We start from the raw sequence: 16,478 nt of genomic DNA, 5'->3' as shown, positions 1-16,478 counted from the left end.
ACAGAACGAGGAGGAAACCTAATGCTAAAAGGCATCAAACCCCAACGCCTACTCGCCCTCTTCATGGCAGGCGTTGCCCTATTCAATTTCCCGCTACTGGCATTGTGGGATCACGACGTGCAAGTCTGGGGCATCCCCCTGTTCCCACTAGGATTATTCAGCGTATGGCTGATCCTAATCGCCGCCCTCGCGTGGATTATGGAAACGGGTGAGGACTAACCCATGCTAACCCCCATCCTAGTCATCGGTGTCACATTTGCCTATTTACTGACCCTCTTCGCCGTGGCATACATCGGCGATAAACGCGCCGAAGCGGGGCGTTCGATCATTGCCAGCCCGTGGGTGTATGCGTTGTCGATGGCGGTGTATTGCACGGCGTGGACGTATTTTGGCAGCGTGGGGCGAGCCGCGAGTGCGGGGGTGTGGTTTCTGCCGATTTATTTGGGGCCGATGTTGGCGATGATCTTGGCGTGGGTGGTGGTGCGTAAAATGATCCGCATCGCTAAAACCTACCGGATTACCTCGATTGCAGACTTTGTGGCGAGTCGTTACGGCAAAAGCCCGTTGCTGGCGGGTTTGGTGACGTTGATTACGGTGGTGGGTATCGTGCCGTACATTGCGCTGCAATTGAAGGCGATTGCCAGCGGCTACGCGGTGCTGACCTTGCCGTTGGGGGAAACGTTGCACGCTCCGGCACAGTGGTGGGAAGACAGTACCTTGTACCTAGCGTTGGCACTGGCGGGTTTCATTATCGTGTTCGGGACGCGCCATCTGGATAGCAGCGAACGTCACGAAGGCATGGTGGCGGCGATTGCGTTCGAGTCGGTGGTGAAATTACTGGCATTTTTGCTGGTGGGGTTATTTGTCACTTACGGCATGTTTAATGGCATGGGCGATATTTTTAGTCAAGCCTTGGCAAACGCTGACCTGAAACCGTTGTTGGCGTTGGATCAGGGTAAGCCGTTTGCGTATTCGCAGTGGTTTGCGTTGACGCTGCTGGCGATGTTGTCGGTGGTGTTTTTGCCGCGCCAGTTTCAAGTGATGGTGGTGGAAAATGTGGATGAACGCCATTTGCGCCGGGCGGTGTGGGTGTTTCCGCTGTATTTGTTGCTGATCAATCTGTTTGTGTTGCCGATTGCGTTGGGTGGTTTGTTGTACTTCGGGGTGGGAACGGTGAACCCGGAAACGTTTGTGCTGTCGTTGCCATTATCGCAGGGGGCTGGCTGGCTGGCATTGGTGGCGTTTGTCGGGGGCGTGTCGGCGGCAACCGGCATGGTGATTGTGGAATCTATTGCAGTATCGACGATGGTGTGCAATGACTTGGTGATGCCGTTGTTATTGCGCACGCGGCGCTTTGGGGAGCGTTCCGGCGGGGATTTGACGGGGTTGATTTTGGGCATCCGCCGCGTGGCGATTATTCTGATTTTGTTGCTGGGGTATTTGTATTTTCATCTGGCGGGCGAAGCTTATGCGCTGGTGAGTATCGGGCTGATTAGCTTTGCGGCAGTGGCGCAGTTTGCTCCAGCCGTATTGGGCGGGATGTATTGGAAAGGTGGGACGCGCAATGGCGCATTGGCGGGTTTGCTGCTGGGCTTTGTGTTGTGGGCGTATACTTTAATGTTGCCCTCCTTAGCCAAATCCGGTTGGGTCTCGACGGACTTTTTGCAGCAAGGGCCGTGGGGAATCGCGTGGCTGAAGCCAGAAGCGTTTTTGGGGCTGAATGGCTTGGATTACCTCACGCATTCGCTGTTTTGGAGCTTGTTTGCGAATGTGACGGCGTATGTGTGGGTATCGTTGTGGCAACGCCCCGCCGCGCGTGAAGCCAGCCAAGCCTTGCTATTTGTGGATGTGTTTCATCGCACCAGCACCACGCATCCGGTGTTTTGGCAGGGGCAGGCGCAAGTCACCGATTTATTGCATTTGATGGGGCGTTTTTTGGGCGAAACCCGTGCGGAACAATTATTCGCCCAGTACGCGCAACAAGTGGGTGTGCATGACATAGGGCAAATACCCGCCGATGCGAAGCTGGTACACTTCGTCGAGACGCAATTAACGGGCGCGATTGGCAGCGCATCCGCACGGGTAATGGTGGCTTCGGTGGTAGAGGAAGAGGCACTGGAGCTGGATGATGTGATGCGGATGTTGGAAGAGGCTTCCGAGTTGCGGATTGCGCTCGAAAAGCTCAAAAGTCTGGATCATTTGAAGGATGATTTTATGTCATCCGTTACCCATGAATTGCGCACCCCGCTGACTTCGATCCGTGCGCTTTCCGAGATGATGCAGGATGACCCGGAAATGGAGGTGGGGCAACGTCAGCAATTCCTTGGGATTGTGGTGGCGGAAACCGAACGCCTCAGCCGCTTGGTGAATCAAGTGCTGGATATGGCGAAGATTGAAGCGGGTCATGCCGAATGGCACAACAGCGATGTGGACATGCGTGATGTGGTGCAACAAGCGGTGAATAGCGTGGCGGGAACGTGCCGCGAACGCCAGATTGCCTTGCATACCGAATTGCCCGCGAGTGTTGCGCTGTTGCGGGCGGATGCGGATCGTTTGGTGCAGGTGGTGCTGAATTTGTTGTCGAATGCGCTGAAATTTGTGCCGGTGTCGCAGGGTGAAATTGTGGTGCGTTTGCTAGATGCACCTGCGGGTGTCACGGTGACGGTGGCGGATAATGGGGTGGGCATTGCCCCGGATAAACACGCGCTGGTGTTTGAAAAATTTAGGCAAGTGGATAATGAGTCCGGTTCGGTGCAAGGCACGGGGCTGGGTTTGCCGATTAGCCGCCAAATCGTGGAGCATTTTGGTGGGCGCATGTGGCTGGAGTCGGAGGAAGGCAAAGGCGCGTGTTTCGGCTTTTTCTTGCCGAGGTGAAAAATGGAGAGAGGAGCATAACATGACAAAAACCGTACTGATTGCGGACGATGAGCCGAATATTTTGATTTCGCTCGAATATCTGATGAAGCGCGAAGGCTATCGGGTGGTGGTGGCGCACGATGGGCAGGAGGCGTGTGAGTTGATTGAGCGCGAACACCCTGATTTGGTGTTGCTGGATGTGATGATGCCGAAAAAGACCGGCTTTGAGGTGTGCCACGAAATCCGTGCCAATGAGACGTTTAAGGCGCTGCCGATTGTGTTGCTGACCGCGAAAGGGCGCGATACCGATGTCGCCAAAGGGCTGGCAATGGGCGCGAATGATTACATGACCAAACCGTTTTCCACTAAGGAATTGGCGCAAAAAGTGCGTGACTTGTTGGGGGCGCAAGCATGAGGCGTTTTGATAAACGGGTTGCGCTCGGCATTGCGCTGATTGGGTTGATTTGCTTGGTGTGGTTGGGGGCAACGGGCGGTTTGATCTGGTCAACCTTGGATGACGCGGGGCGCACCATTCTCAAAAATACGCTGGGCGAGCGCATTATGCTGCTGCTGTTGATGTGGGCAGTGTCGTTGATTGCGGTGGGTTCGGCATTACGTTTCTTGGTGTCGTATTTCATGACGGCTCCGGCACGCTTGGCGGAAGAGGCGCAGGTATTGCTGGGAACCGATGTGAAGCGCCAGCTTGTGCCGACGGGCAGTATTGAAAACCGGCGCTTGGCGGATTTGTTTAACCAATTGGTGCAACAGCGCGAAGCCTTGCGCGATGAAATGGATGCGCGGGTGCAAGAAGCGGCACGCAATACCGAACAGGAAAAAAACCGTCTGGCAGCATTGATGTCGGAGCTGACCAAAAGCGTGGTGGTGTGCAATCTGGATGGGCGCATTTTGCTGTATAACAATCGGGCGCGGATGCAGTTTAGGGCGTTGTCGCAAGCGCCCGGTGTGGCGGGTGGCGGCGAATTGATTGGCTTGGGACGTTCGGTTTACGGCGTGTTTGATCGCAAATTGGTAATGCACGCGCTGGAAAATATTCAGCACCGTTTGCAACGCGGTGCATCTGCGCCTTCCGCGCAATTCATTACCACGACGCAAACGGGGCAGTTATTGCGGGCGCAAATGGCTCCGGTACGTTCGGTGCAAAGTGCTGATGAAGCGGCGCAAATGACGGGTTTTGTGCTGATGCTCGATAATATTACCCGTGAATTTGAGGCGCAATCCCGCCAAGATCATATTTTACATACGTTGACGGAACGCAGTCGCGCCGCGCTGGGCAATATGCAGGCGGCGTTGGAGGTGTTGGAATACCCCGATCTTGAGCCGGACATGCATGAGCGTTTGCTGGCGGTATTGCGCGAAGAAACCGAAGGCTTGGGGACGCGCTTGCGAGAACTGAAATCGTCGGCGTTGGATAGCACCGTCTTGCGCTGGCCGCTGGAAGACATGTTGGGGGCGGATTTGGTGGCAGCGGCGATTCGGCGTATCGAAGCCTTGGGTGGGTTGGCGGTGGTGGCGACTGAGGTCGATGATTCCTTGTGGCTTAAAGTGGAAAGTTTTTCATTGTTGCAAGCCTTGTCGTATTTGGCGGAACGTTTGCGGCAGGAATGCGTGATTAATACGGTGCAATTGCGCTTGAGCATGGGGACGGGTCGGGCGCAATTGGATTTGTGTTGGATACCGAGTGCCGCGAAGTTGACCGATAAAGTCGTGCCGGGTTGGGAACATGATCCGATGCGTTCGGGGGGTGAAGATACCTCGCTAACGATTCAGGATGTGGTGGAACGCCACGGCGGGGCGTTCTGGTTTGAACGCGAAGCGGAGACGGGCACGGTATTTTTCCGCTTCTTATTACCGTTGGCAGCGCCGCAGGAGCAGTTGGAAACGAGCAGCGTGGTGCGCAATGAAAGCCGCCCGGAATACTACGATTTCGATTTGTTCCAAGCCTCGGCGCAATCGCGTTCCTTGGAAGACAGCAAGTTGAGCGAGTTGTCGTTCACGGTGTTTGATACTGAAACCACGGGGCTAGACCCAGCGAATGGCGATGAAATTATTCAGATTGCGGCAGTGCGCATTGTGAATGGCAAGCTGTTGCGCCACGAAAACTTTGACCAGTTGGTTGACCCGAAGCGCAATATTCCAGCGATTACGATTCCGATTCATGGGATTACGCCGGAAATGGTGCGCGGGCAGCCGACGATTGACAAGGTGTTACCGGCGTTTCATCAGTTTGCGCAAGATACGGTGTTGGTGGCGCACAATGCGGCGTTTGATATGCGTTGCTTGCAGGTGAAGGAAAAAGTGACGGGGATGGTGTTTGATCATCCGGTGATGGATACCTTGTTGCTGTCGGCGGTGGTGCATCCCAATCAAGAATCGCATCGGTTGGAGGCGATTACCGAGCGCTTTAATATCAATATTTTGGGGCGGCATACCGCGTTGGGGGATGCGATGGCGACGGCGGAGGTGTTTATGCGCTTGATTCCGTTGCTGGCGGAAAGGGGGATTCATACGCTGGGGCAGGCGCGGGAAGCGGCGCAGAAAACGTATTATGCGCGGTTGAAATATTAGGGTTGACCTTGGCTTGGATTCAGCTTAGCTTATCTGATTAATCAAATTTTAGAGCGAAACCAAGATGGCACGTATTACGGTTGAAGATTGCCTACAGCATGTTGATAACAATTTTGCATTGGTATTGAAGGCGGCAAAACGCGCCCGTGACATTTCCCACGGTGCACAACCGCTGGTGGCAGATGAAGGCGACAAGCCGACTGTCATTGCCTTGCGCGAAATTGCGGAAGGTTTGCTGGTGCAGAAACCAGTGGTGATTGCCACCGCCGCAATCGACGATTAAGACGGATAAAGAATACCCACTGCTACTTTGAGTGGGTATTTTTTTGAGGTTAATAATGCGACCTGATGTGTTCCGCGCCAATAATCTGATGCAGTTGGTTGAGCGTTATATGACGCCTACCGATTCGCGCAAAGTCTACGATGCTTTTTTGTTGGCGGCGGAAAAGCACGAAGGCCAGATGCGTGCCGACAAAGTTACCCCTTATATCACCCACCCTTTGGAAGTCGCCCGCACGCTGGCATTGTGGTACCTGGATGTGGATACCGTTTGTGCGGCCTTATTACACGATGTTCCCGAAGATACCGATTGCACCAATGAAGAAATCGTGGAGAAATTTGGGTCTACGGTGGGGCATTTGGTTGGCGGTGTTACCAAGTTAAAGCGTAACGATGAATTGCCGACCAAACAGGCGGTGACGATTGCCAGTTACCACAAAATGATGCAGGCGATGACCCAGGATTTCCGGGTGGTGTTGGTTAAATTAGCCGATCGTTTGCACAATATGAAAACCTTGGGCAATCTTGAGCCAGACAAGCGGCGGCGGGTGGCACGGGAAACTTCGACGACCTACGTGACCTTGGCGCGGCGCATGGGGATGAATATTATCCGCCGCGAATTGCAGTGGCTCTCGTTTCAAGGTTTGTACCCTTGGCGCAGCAGCATTATGGAGCGGGCGCTGGAGAAGTATCTGCAAGAAAATGAAGAGAAGCATGAGCAAATCTTCAAAAGTACCGCCGATGCGCTAGATGTCAGCATTCCGGGGAGCAGCGCGCTGGTTTGGGAAAAAAACCTGTTCCGGGTGTATGAGCAGTGTCGTCGCAAAAAAGTCGGTTTCCGCCAGCAGTGTGATTTGCTGGAAATCAGCGTGCAAGTCGCTGAAGTAGAAGAGTGCTACCGCGCTCTGGGTATTATTCACAGTTTATTCAAGCCGCGCATGGGCATGGTCAGGGATTTTATTGCCGCACCCAGAGCGTATGGTTTTCAGTCATTGCAAACCACGGTGACGGCATCCAATGGGCAGGTGGTGCGTTTCCAAATCCAAACCCGCGAAATGTATCAGGTGGCGCAATTGGGGGTTGCCGCGCGTTGGAATCACGCTTCCGGGACACGTGCTTACACCCAAGGGGTTTTCGACGGCTGGGTCGAACAGGTTAAGGCGTTCGATAGTCAGGCGCAAAATTCGGATGAGTTTTACGCAGCGATGCAAGGCGATATGTTCCAGACCGAGATTTACGCCTATACCCCCGAAGGCGATGTCAAAGAATTGCCGCGTGGTGCGACCTTGGTGGATTTTGCTTACGCGGTGCACACCGAATTAGGGCATCGTTGCGTGAAAGCCAAAGTCGACGGCGTGGAACGTTCCTTGCGCAGCCGTGTGCCGAATAATATGGCGACGATTGAAGTTATCTGCGGTGATAAGCCGAGTCCAGAGGTGAGTTGGCTGAATTTCGTGAAGACGAGCAAGGCGTTGTATGCGATTCGCAGTTGGTTGCGTCAACACGATGCATTGCCTGAATGGGGCGAAAATGGCGTGGGGCAAAAGCTGTTAGCCGGTATTGTGATCGAGGTGCGCGATGTCAAAGGCATGTTACGCCAAATTACCAAATGCCTAGACGGTTTGGATGTGAATATCGTTGATCTGAAGATCAGTGGCGAGGGGCGTATCAAGCAAGATGCTTTTACCATCCAAGTCGATGATCAAGGGCATTTACAAGAAGTCATTCGTCAGCTAAAACATATACCGAATGTATTAGATGTAAGCAAATTGACGAAATAAGGAACTCCATGAACAAGACCATCATTTCTACGCCTGACGCGCCACAGGCGATCGGCACGTATACGCAAGCGGTACGGGTGGGCGATACCGTTTATTTGTCCGGGCAAATTCCTCTGGTTCCCGCCACGATGCAAATGGTGGAGGGTAATATTGCTGCGCAAGTGCGTCAGGTGTTTGATAATTTGTCCGCTGTGGCGAAAGCAGCGGGTGGTTCGCTGAATGATTGCGTGAAAGTGCATGTCTTTCTGACCGACTTGGTGAATTTCCCCGTCGTGAATCAGGTGATGGCAGAATATTTTGTGGAACCTTACCCCGCCCGTGCCGCGATTGGCGTCGCCGCATTGCCGCGCGGCGCAGACGTGGAAGTCGATGCCATTATGGTCTTGGACTAAGCCATGACGAACGGGCAAATGCCGTACAAGCTGGCAACCATTGACTTGGGGTCGAACAGTTTCCACATGATCGTGGTGCAGATTGATGCATTCGGGCAAGTCACTATCCTTGATCGCTTGCGTGAGCCGGTGCGCTTGGGCGGCGGCTTGGATGCGAAAGGCAATTTGAGTCTGGAGGCGCAACAGCGGGCGGTCGATTGCCTGCGGCGTTTTGGGGAACGGATTCGCGATTTTCCCTCGGAAAATGTAGCCGCCGTTGGCACGAATACTTTGCGCCTGACCAAAAATTCCCGCGAGTTTTTGCACCGGGCGGAAGCGGCGTTGGGGCATCCGATTGCGGTGATCAGTGGGCGCGAAGAGGCGCGTTTGATCTACCTCGGTGTGTCACATTCCCTCGCTAAAGATCAGCAAGGCAAGCGTTTTGTGATGGATATTGGCGGTGGCAGCACCGAGCTGATCATTGGTCAGGGTTTCGAGCCGCTGCATTTGGAAAGTTTGCGCATGGGCTGTGTCAGCAGCACCTTGGCATTCTTCCCCGATGGCAAGCTGGTGAAAGCGTGTTGGGATAAAGCGATTACGGCAGCCTTGCTGGAGTTACGCCCGATCAAAGCCGCTTACCGGGCGATTGGTTGGGAATCGGCAACCGGCGCATCTGGCACCATTCGTGCGGTGAAAAAGGTGATTCAGCAAATCGGGCTTGCGCCTTACGGCATTACCTTGGAGCACATGTACCGCGTGCGTGACATGATGATCGAGGCGGGGCATATCGACAAACTGAAATTGCCGGGGTTGAGTGAGGAGCGCAAGCCGGTGTTTGCCGGTGGTTTGGCGGTGCTGATTGCGGTATTTGAGGCACTGAAAATCGACCGAATGTTGGTGTCTGATGGGGCTTTGCGCGAAGGCTTGGTGTACGACCGGCTGGAACGTTACCAGCACGATGATATTCGTGATAAGACGGTGCGGGCTTGGCAGCAGCGTTTTCAAGTTGATCAGGGCTATGCGGCGGCAGTGCATTTGACCGCGCTTAAATTGTTCAACCGTTGCCGCGATGATTGGAAATTGCCAAGCCATTTGGCGGAATTGTTGGGTTGGGCAGCGGATTTGCACGAATTGGGGCTGGCAGTGTCGCATTCTAGCTACCACAAACACGGTGGCTATTTGCTGGAACATGCCGATTTACCGGGATTTTCCAACGAAGAGCAGCGCTGGTTGAGTGTGTTAGTGCGCACCCACCGCCAAAAATTTTCCAGCAAATTGTTTGGCTTGTTGGATGCGAAAGACTATCAGAATGCCTTGTATCTGTGTGTATTGCTGCGCTTGGCGGTGTTATTGCACCGTTCGCATAAAGAAGTGGCGCCGCATATTGAACGGCTTCGCGTGGGTAATAATCGGGTTGAGTTGCGTTTTGCGGATGACATCCGCGCGAAAAAGCCGTTATTGCTGGCGGATTTGGAACGCGAACAGGTGTTTTTGAAAGCGGTGAAGGTTGATCTGGTGTTTTGACCCGTAATCGCTGAATTCTGCGGCGCATAACTTGACAGCGCCCCCATCTCCATTAGAATATCATTAAGTTTTAATATTTCTTTGAATGTAGGGTTGTTTATGTTTGGAATTCGTGAAGTTGACGCCGCTGGTTTGCAAAAAATGTTGGATTCCGGTGAAAAAGTCCGCTTAATTGATGTGCGTTCCGCCTCGGAAGTGGCGCAGGGCATTATCGAAGGCTCAGAATTCATGCCCTTGCACACCCTGCCATTGCGTATGAATGACCTCCCCAAGGATGAAACGCTCGTGTTTTATTGCCGTAGCGGTGCACGTTCGGCTCAAGCCTGTATGTTTTTAGCACAGAATACCGACATCGAAGCGGTGAACTTACGCGGTGGAATTATCGCGTGGTATCAGTCAGGTATGAAAGTTGTGTTACCAAACGCTGCCTAAATAAGAGAATTCTGTTATAGTCAGAAGGGTATTTGAGAGAGGTGGGTCTTATTGACCTGTGAGTTACAATTTATCATGAGACATCAAGCATGAGCAAAAAGCTGGCGATCATCGCAACGAAAGGTACATTGGATTGGGGCTACCCTCCGTTCATTTTAGCATCCACTGCGGCTGCACTCGGTTATGACGTACAGATTTTCTTCACATTCTACGGCCTGCAATTGTTGAAGAAAAACCTGAACCTGCAAGTTAGCCCATTGGGTAATCCGGGTATGCCAATGCCATTCCCAGTGCCAGTCCTGATGCAGGCGTTGCCGGGTATGCAGGCCGTGATGACCTCCATGATGAAAAAGAAAATGGCGGACAAAGGCGTGGCGGATTTGGCGGAATTGCGTGAACTGTGTCAGGAAGCTGATGTCAAATTCATCGCGTGCCAAATGACGGTTGACCTGTTCGAGATGGATACCAAGGAGTTCATTGGCGATGTGGAATACGCAGGTGCGGCGATGTTCTTCGATTTCGCGGGTGATGCCGACATTTGCTTGTACATCTGATTTCCGAAGGTTATTAGACAGTCACGAAAAAGCCGGGTATATCCCGGCTTTTTACTGGGAGAAGGCGTAGTATGAAAATTATGATTATTAGCGGTAGCCATCGCAACCATTCGCAAAGCGACAAAGTAGCGCATCACATCGCGCAAGCGTTGCTGGATAATAAGCAAGCAACCGCGACGGAAGTGTTTTCCTTGGCAGGCAACCCGTTGCCGCTGTGGGATGAAGGCATTTGGAACGGCGATGCTAACTGGCAGGCATTACTCAACCCTTTATCGGAAAAACTGGCAGCCAGTGATGGGTTTGTCATCATTGCCCCGGAATGGCACGGGCAAGTACCGGCGGGGCTAAAGAATTTCTTTTTGCTGTGGGGCGCGGGCGAACTCGCGCACAAACCGGCTTTGATTGTGGCGGTTTCCTCCTCCGATGGTGGCGCTTACCCCGTGGCAGAGTTGCGGATGAGCAGTTACAAAAATAACCGTGTTTGCTACATCCCCGAACAATTGATTGTGCGCAATGTGGAGTCTGTCCTCAATGCGGATCCGACACAAAACCAACCGGAAGCGGATACTTATTTCCGTGAGCGTATTGTGTATGCCGGGGGGATCCTCTGCGCTTATGCAACGGCACTGAAAAGTGTGCGCGAATCCGGTGTGACTGAAACGGATGTGTTCCGTTTCGGCATGTAACCAGAGGCTACTAGCATGTTGAAAGCAGCGGCAATGGCTCCCCAGCGGGTACTTAACCGCATTGGGCGGCTGAGTTATTTCCACGATGATCGCCACGCGGAACGCACCAATGAAATTCGTTGGCTGGTGGAAGAATTTGTGGAAATTCCGGTGAAAAACTTGCCGCCAGCGTTGGAGGGTTTCACCATTGTGCAGCTCACCGACATGCATTTGCGCCCGTACACACAGGTCGAACACATTGAGCGGGCGGTGGAAAAAACCAACGCCCTCAACCCGGATTTGGTCGTATTAACCGGCGATTACGTGTGGCATGACGGCGAAGACATTCTCGATCTTGTGCCCGTGTTGGCGCGGCTGAATGCGCGTTACGGCGTGTTTGCGGTCATGGGCAACCACGACATTAAAACTGACCCGGTATTGATTGAAGCCACCTTCGCCAAGCACGGAATTCCGGTGTTGCGCAATGAAGGCTTGGATATTCAGCACAGTGGTGGCGTGTTTCATTTGGCGGGCATTGACGATGGTTGGCTCGGTAAACCTGACATTAAGGCGACATTGGATAAATTACGCGGTAACAAGCCGGTGGTATTGCTGGCTCATGAGCCGGATATGCTGGATTGGTACGCGGATGATACCCGTATCTCGTTGCAATTATCCGGGCATACGCACGGCGGACAAGTGCAACTCAAACCGGGTAAGCCGTTTATCCGCCCGTACTTGGGGCGTAAATACGTGCAGGGGCTGTATCGGGTGAATGAGTCGTGGGTTTATACCAGTCGCGGGATTGGCTCTACCGGCTTGCCGATTCGCCGGAATTGTTCGCCGGAAATTACCCATGTTACCTTGGTGGCTGGCGATTATTATTCCTTAGCGGCATGACAGTTTGTCTGAAATGCTTGGGTATTCGGGCGCTGCGTTGGGTAAACTGTTGAGCATAAAGTCCTTCGGTAAGCGCACGCTTGCTCAGTAGGTCGGTTAGTCTGTAATAATTACAAAAACAACGAACTAGGTTAAAGTGTGAATATGCCTGATACCCTAAATAATGCGCCTGAACGCGACCTGACCGGCCTGAAAGTTGTCGTCGTGGATGACAGCAAAACCATTTTGCGCACGGCTGAAGTGTTACTCACTGAGCAAGGCTGCTGGGTGGTGACTGCCGGTGATGGTTTTGAGTCCTTATCAAAAATAGCCTCCTTTAAACCGGATGTTATTTTCGTAGACATTATGATGCCACGCTTGGATGGTTATCAAACTTGCGCTCTCATCAAAGCAAACCGCCAGTACCGTGACACGCCGGTTATCCTGTTATCGAGCAAAGACAGCATTTTTGACATGGCGCGGGGGCGTTTAGCGGGTTCTGATAAGTATTTAACCAAACCGTTTACCAAAGACGATTTGCTGGCGGCTATTTACACGCACGTCAAGTTACCCGAAGCGCCTAAGCCATTGGCAGAGTCGGAACCAGAAACGCACCAGCTTCCCTTTATTGATCTGATTGACGAGTAAGGGGGATGTTATGTCTGGGCTGCATGTACTGATCATCGACGATTCGTTGACTGAATCCCGTATTTTTACCGCATTGCTGGAAAAGAAGGGCTATCAGGTAAGCGTTGCCTGCAACGGTCAGGAAGGCATTGATGTTGCCAAAGCCCGTCAGCCGGATGTGATCCTGATGGATGTGGTGATGCCCTTGCTGAATGGGTTTCAGGCCACGCGCGAATTAACCCGTTCCCCTGAAACGGCGCACATTCCCATCGTGGTATGCAGTTCCAAATCCACCGAAACCGATCGGGTATGGGCATTGCGGCAAGGGGCGAAAGCTTACTTGGTCAAGCCGGTCGAACCCAAAGTCTTGTTGGAAACCATTGCGCAGTTTGCAACTCAGGCTGGCAAACATGGCTAATCCTTACGAATTACTGGCGGGCTTGGCTTTGTTGCGCGAAAAAAAACGCCGTTCACGCCAACATCACGCGCAAGAATTGCAGGAATGGTCGGGCTTTCAGGTGCACGTCGGCGATTTGTTGTGCCTGATTCCTTGTGATCAAGTCGAAGAGGTGGTGACTCCAGCCAGTGTTGCGGGCGTGCGGGGCGTGCCTGCGTGGGTTAATGGGGTGATTTATTGCCGCGCTCAACTGGTGACGCTGGTGGATGTGGCGGGTTTATTGCTGGGAAAAGAGCGCACGACCACCTTAGGGCGGGCGTTTGTGGTGCGGGGTTCGCAAGAGTGGTTCGGCTTACAAGCGGGTAATTTTGAAGGTGTGCGGCATATTTGGTCGGATACCCCGGTGTGTGCTGCGCCGCCAGCGTTAGCGGCTGATTGGCTACGCTTTACGCGCCAATGGTTGCTATTGGATGATCAGCCCGTCGCGGTGCTGGAGGCATTCAAATTGGTGGCCGCACTGGAAAGTGGGGAGATGCGCTAATGAATCTGCTGGCTTACCAGATTATTATTGCGGTATTGCTGCTGCTGTTATTGGTGATGGGGGTGTTATTACTGCACTTGAAACGCCAAATGCATACGCAGTCAGCGGGTGAAGCCCGCCAGCAACAACAAGCGGTATTGCGGTTGCTGGATGAAATGAGTTCACTGGCGGATGGTGATTTGACCATGCGGGCGACGGTGACGGAAGACGTGACGGGGGCGATTGCCGATGCGGTCAATTACGCGGTGGATGCCTTGCAAACCTTGGTATTGCGGGTGGATATGACCTCGCACCGTCTGACGGGCTTTGCGCAGGATGCCGATACGCGCATCAACAGTTTAGCCGGGGCAACGGCTCGCCAAGCGCAGGAAATTGGGGTTGTTACCGCCGCCATTGCGACCATGACGAAATCCATTCAAAAAGTGTCGCGCAACGCATCGAGTTCCACCGACGTTGCCCGCAAATCCTTGGATATTTCGCAAGCGGGGGCGCATACCGTGCGTGCCACGATTGCGGACATGGGTGCGATTCGCGAAAAAATTCAAGCGACTTCCAAACGCCTGAAACGCTTGGGGGAAAGTTCGCAGGAAGTGGGCGATATTGTACGCCTGATGAATGACATTGCGGAACAGACGAATATTCTGGCACTGAATGCGTCGATTCAAACCAGCTCCAGCCAAGCGATGAGCGGCAGCGCCCAAGGCAATGCGGGTTTTCGGCGCTTGGCGGATGAAATGCAGCAATTGGCGCAACAAGCGGGGGAGGCTTCCCGCAAGATTGATGTGCTGATTCGTACCATGCAAGCCGATACCAGCGAAGTAATGGCGTCGATGGAAGAAACCACGGCAAAAGTGGTGGATGGCGCCCGGAATGCCGAATTAGCCGGTGCTGCGCTCGATGAAGTGGAAGATGTTACCGTGGGTCTGGCACGTTTGATCGGTAATATCTCCGAGGCAGCAGGCAAACAGGCGAATATGGCGGGTCAAGTGGTGAATACCATGAGTGCGATTCAGGAAATCACCCAGCAAACCGCCCGTTACAGTGAAGAAACCAGGGATCTGGTCACGGATCTGAATGCGACAGCGGCTGATTTGCGCGGTGCTATCGCGGATTTCAATCTCGCCGAAGAAAAACAATAATGACAGGTGCAATATGATTTCGGATAAATCAAGTTTGGCAAGCCGTCTTGGGTGGATCATCAAAGACACGGAGCTGGCAATTGAGCAAGCACGGCAGTCCTTTGGGCGTTACACCGAGACGACGGACAAGAGTGAATTAAGTGCCAGCCGTGAAACTTGCCGCCACTTGAATGGGGTGTTAGAAATACTGGATGCCAGCGGTGTCTCCATGCTCAGCCGTGAACTCGTGCTGTTGTTGGATGCTCTGATTCAAGATCGGGTGGAAAACCTGCGTGCGGCGCAAGATGCGGTTGCCGAAGGTTTGCTGCAATTGTCGGAATACCTCAAACATTTGCAGGAAGGCTATGCCGATTTGCCGGTGATTGTGTTGCCAACGCTGAATAATTTACGCGCCTCCCGCGATGCGGAATTGCTGTCTGAGCATTTGATTTTCCTGCCAGAAGACGGTCATGCCAGTGATGCGGTGATTGGCACGAGTGAATACGTGGCATTGCCGCTGGAAAAATTACAGCAGGTCAGCACCAAATTACGCTTTTTCTTACAAAAAGCTTTGCTGGGCTGGTTTCGTCAGGAACAACCCGAACGCATGTTGCAGGCGGCGGGAAAAGTCACTGACAATATGATTAAGCTCAACCGCAGCCAGCGCTTGCGTTCGTTGTGGTGGATTGCCTCCGGTTTGACCGATGCGCTGGAACACGGGCGCTTGGAACAGGGTACTGCCGTCAAAATGTTGGTGGGACGCTTGGAGCGTGAAATTCGCCGGTTTGCCGAGATGGGTGAAGCCCGTTATGACCGCGTGCTTTCGGACGAATTCATTAAAAACCTTTTGTACTACATTGGGTTAGCTGAACCCGGCGCGGCGATTGCCGATAAAGTCAAAGCGGCGTATCACTTGGATTTGTATTTGCCACAAGGCGAAACCTTGGATGAATTGCGCCATTATTACACCACACCGGGGCGTGATATGTGGCGGGCGGTGGCTGCTTCTGTCACCGAAGAATTGCGTAACTTGCAAAGCATTCTCGATGCGATGCAAGACCAAGAACGCCAACCCGAATTGCTGGGTAAACTCGCGGATAAAACCGAAAATCTTGCCAGCACCTTGGCAATGTTGGGCTTGGGGCAAGCAGGCAACCTGACTTCTGGGTTAGCCACAGCGTTAAAAGAGCGTTTAGCCAGCGGCACGGCGCAAGATTTAGAAGCCATGTTGGGGATTAGTACCCACTACGCCCGTTTGGAAAAGGTTCTCAGCGAATACGCCGAAACCGGACACGATTTAACCGAAACCATTTTCAGCCCAGACAATGATACTCCCGACCCTTCGGATGAACGCAGCCTGTTGCGCTCAACGCTGACGGAATTGAGCCGTGCGCAAACCCGCATGGTGGCGTTCTACAAAGAAGGTTGGGCATTCGTGTGCTTGGAAGATGTGGCGACCTTATTAGAAAACATCAGTGGCGCATTGACGATTGCGGGAACGAGCGAATTGTTACCGCTGGTGGATACGGCGGTGCGCTACGTGCGCGAAGATTTATTGGCACACCAGCGCCAGCCATCCTTGGATGAATTGTCGACGTTTGCGGACATTCTGACCCTGTTTGAAGCGTCAGTATCGGCACGGTTGCATCAGGAAGATTATTTGTCGTTGTTACCGACTGGGTTTGCCAAACTGCGAGAGTTGGATCATTCCAGCGATTTGAATCTGTTGAATGATGTGAATCTCGACGCGCTGGAAGCGAACGTTGAGGCAAAAAAAAAAGCGCAACAGCGCACACCATCGACTTTACTGCAACGCTTACGGATGCCGATCCAGCCGACATTAGTTCCCGCGTAGACGCTGAAACAGC

The 16,478-nt window shown here is 53.0% G+C and carries 17 protein-coding genes; all 17 read left to right on the top strand.

Translation table 11 applies throughout. The features are described 5' to 3' along the window. Positions 1-21: 21 nt before the first annotated feature. Positions 22-219, top strand: a complete 198-nt coding sequence (locus L3K52_01790; GenBank protein ID UOG92481.1) for a hypothetical protein — start codon at positions 22-24, stop codon at positions 217-219. A gap of 3 nt (positions 220-222) precedes the next feature. Next, the gene (locus L3K52_01785) at positions 223-2,874 is read left to right on the top strand and encodes a sensor histidine kinase (GenBank protein UOG92480.1); all 2,652 of its coding nucleotides are present in this window, start codon (positions 223-225) and stop codon (positions 2,872-2,874) included. A 22-nt stretch (positions 2,875-2,896) separates the two neighbouring features. Then, entirely contained in the window at positions 2,897-3,271 is a 375-nt protein-coding gene (locus tag L3K52_01780; GenBank protein UOG92479.1) for a response regulator, read from the top strand. Continuing rightward, positions 3,268-5,442: a 3'-5' exoribonuclease gene (locus L3K52_01775; protein ID UOG92478.1), complete on the top strand. Its 2,175-nt coding sequence runs from the start codon at positions 3,268-3,270 to the stop codon at positions 5,440-5,442. Before L3K52_01780 ends, L3K52_01775 begins: the two co-directional genes overlap by 4 nt. A gap of 64 nt (positions 5,443-5,506) precedes the next feature. Further along, entirely contained in the window at positions 5,507-5,725 is a 219-nt protein-coding gene (gene rpoZ / locus L3K52_01770; protein ID UOG92477.1) for a DNA-directed RNA polymerase subunit omega, read from the top strand. A gap of 55 nt (positions 5,726-5,780) precedes the next feature. Next, positions 5,781-7,502, top strand: a complete 1,722-nt coding sequence (locus L3K52_01765) for an HD domain-containing protein (GenBank protein ID UOG92476.1) — start codon at positions 5,781-5,783, stop codon at positions 7,500-7,502. An 8-nt stretch (positions 7,503-7,510) separates the two neighbouring features. Continuing rightward, complete coding sequence (locus tag L3K52_01760) at positions 7,511-7,894, top strand: RidA family protein (protein UOG92475.1); 384 nt, start codon at positions 7,511-7,513, stop codon at positions 7,892-7,894. 3 nt (positions 7,895-7,897) lie between these two features. Then, positions 7,898-9,397, top strand: a complete 1,500-nt coding sequence (ppx, locus tag L3K52_01755; protein UOG92474.1) for an exopolyphosphatase — start codon at positions 7,898-7,900, stop codon at positions 9,395-9,397. Between the two features lie 99 nt (positions 9,398-9,496). Continuing rightward, positions 9,497-9,829, top strand: coding sequence for a rhodanese-like domain-containing protein (locus L3K52_01750; protein ID UOG92473.1), 333 nt, complete (start codon positions 9,497-9,499; stop codon positions 9,827-9,829). 89 nt (positions 9,830-9,918) lie between these two features. Then, positions 9,919-10,383, top strand: coding sequence for a DsrE/DsrF/DrsH-like family protein (locus tag L3K52_01745; protein UOG92472.1), 465 nt, complete (start codon positions 9,919-9,921; stop codon positions 10,381-10,383). Positions 10,384-10,454: 71 nt separating this feature from the next. Continuing rightward, positions 10,455-11,069 carry an NAD(P)H-dependent oxidoreductase gene (locus L3K52_01740; protein ID UOG92471.1) on the top strand — a complete coding sequence of 205 codons (615 nt, stop codon included), beginning with the start codon at positions 10,455-10,457 and terminating at the stop codon, positions 11,067-11,069. 15 nt (positions 11,070-11,084) lie between these two features. After that, entirely contained in the window at positions 11,085-11,948 is an 864-nt protein-coding gene (locus tag L3K52_01735) for a metallophosphoesterase (protein ID UOG92470.1), read from the top strand. A 144-nt stretch (positions 11,949-12,092) separates the two neighbouring features. Continuing rightward, on the top strand, positions 12,093-12,575 hold the full coding sequence (locus tag L3K52_01730; GenBank protein UOG92469.1) for a response regulator: 483 nt from the start codon (positions 12,093-12,095) through the stop codon (positions 12,573-12,575). Positions 12,576-12,585: 10 nt separating this feature from the next. Next, the gene (locus L3K52_01725) at positions 12,586-12,972 is read left to right on the top strand and encodes a response regulator (protein UOG92468.1); all 387 of its coding nucleotides are present in this window, start codon (positions 12,586-12,588) and stop codon (positions 12,970-12,972) included. After that, complete coding sequence (locus tag L3K52_01720; GenBank protein UOG92467.1) at positions 12,965-13,492, top strand: chemotaxis protein CheW; 528 nt, start codon at positions 12,965-12,967, stop codon at positions 13,490-13,492. Before L3K52_01725 ends, L3K52_01720 begins: the two co-directional genes overlap by 8 nt. Then, positions 13,492-14,631, top strand: coding sequence for a methyl-accepting chemotaxis protein (locus L3K52_01715; GenBank protein UOG92466.1), 1,140 nt, complete (start codon positions 13,492-13,494; stop codon positions 14,629-14,631). The genes L3K52_01720 and L3K52_01715 overlap by 1 nt, the downstream gene beginning before the upstream one ends. Before the next feature lie 13 nt (positions 14,632-14,644). Beyond that, positions 14,645-16,465: a hypothetical protein gene (locus tag L3K52_01710; protein ID UOG92465.1), complete on the top strand. Its 1,821-nt coding sequence runs from the start codon at positions 14,645-14,647 to the stop codon at positions 16,463-16,465. Positions 16,466-16,478 lie beyond the last annotated feature (13 nt).

The sequence above is a fragment of the Candidatus Thiothrix sulfatifontis genome (genome assembly GCA_022828425.1).
GTDB classification, from domain to species: domain Bacteria; phylum Pseudomonadota; class Gammaproteobacteria; order Thiotrichales; family Thiotrichaceae; genus Thiothrix; species Thiothrix sulfatifontis.
The sequence above is the reverse complement of the archived record's forward strand: the minus strand, read 5'-3'. Positions and strand labels throughout refer to the sequence as shown.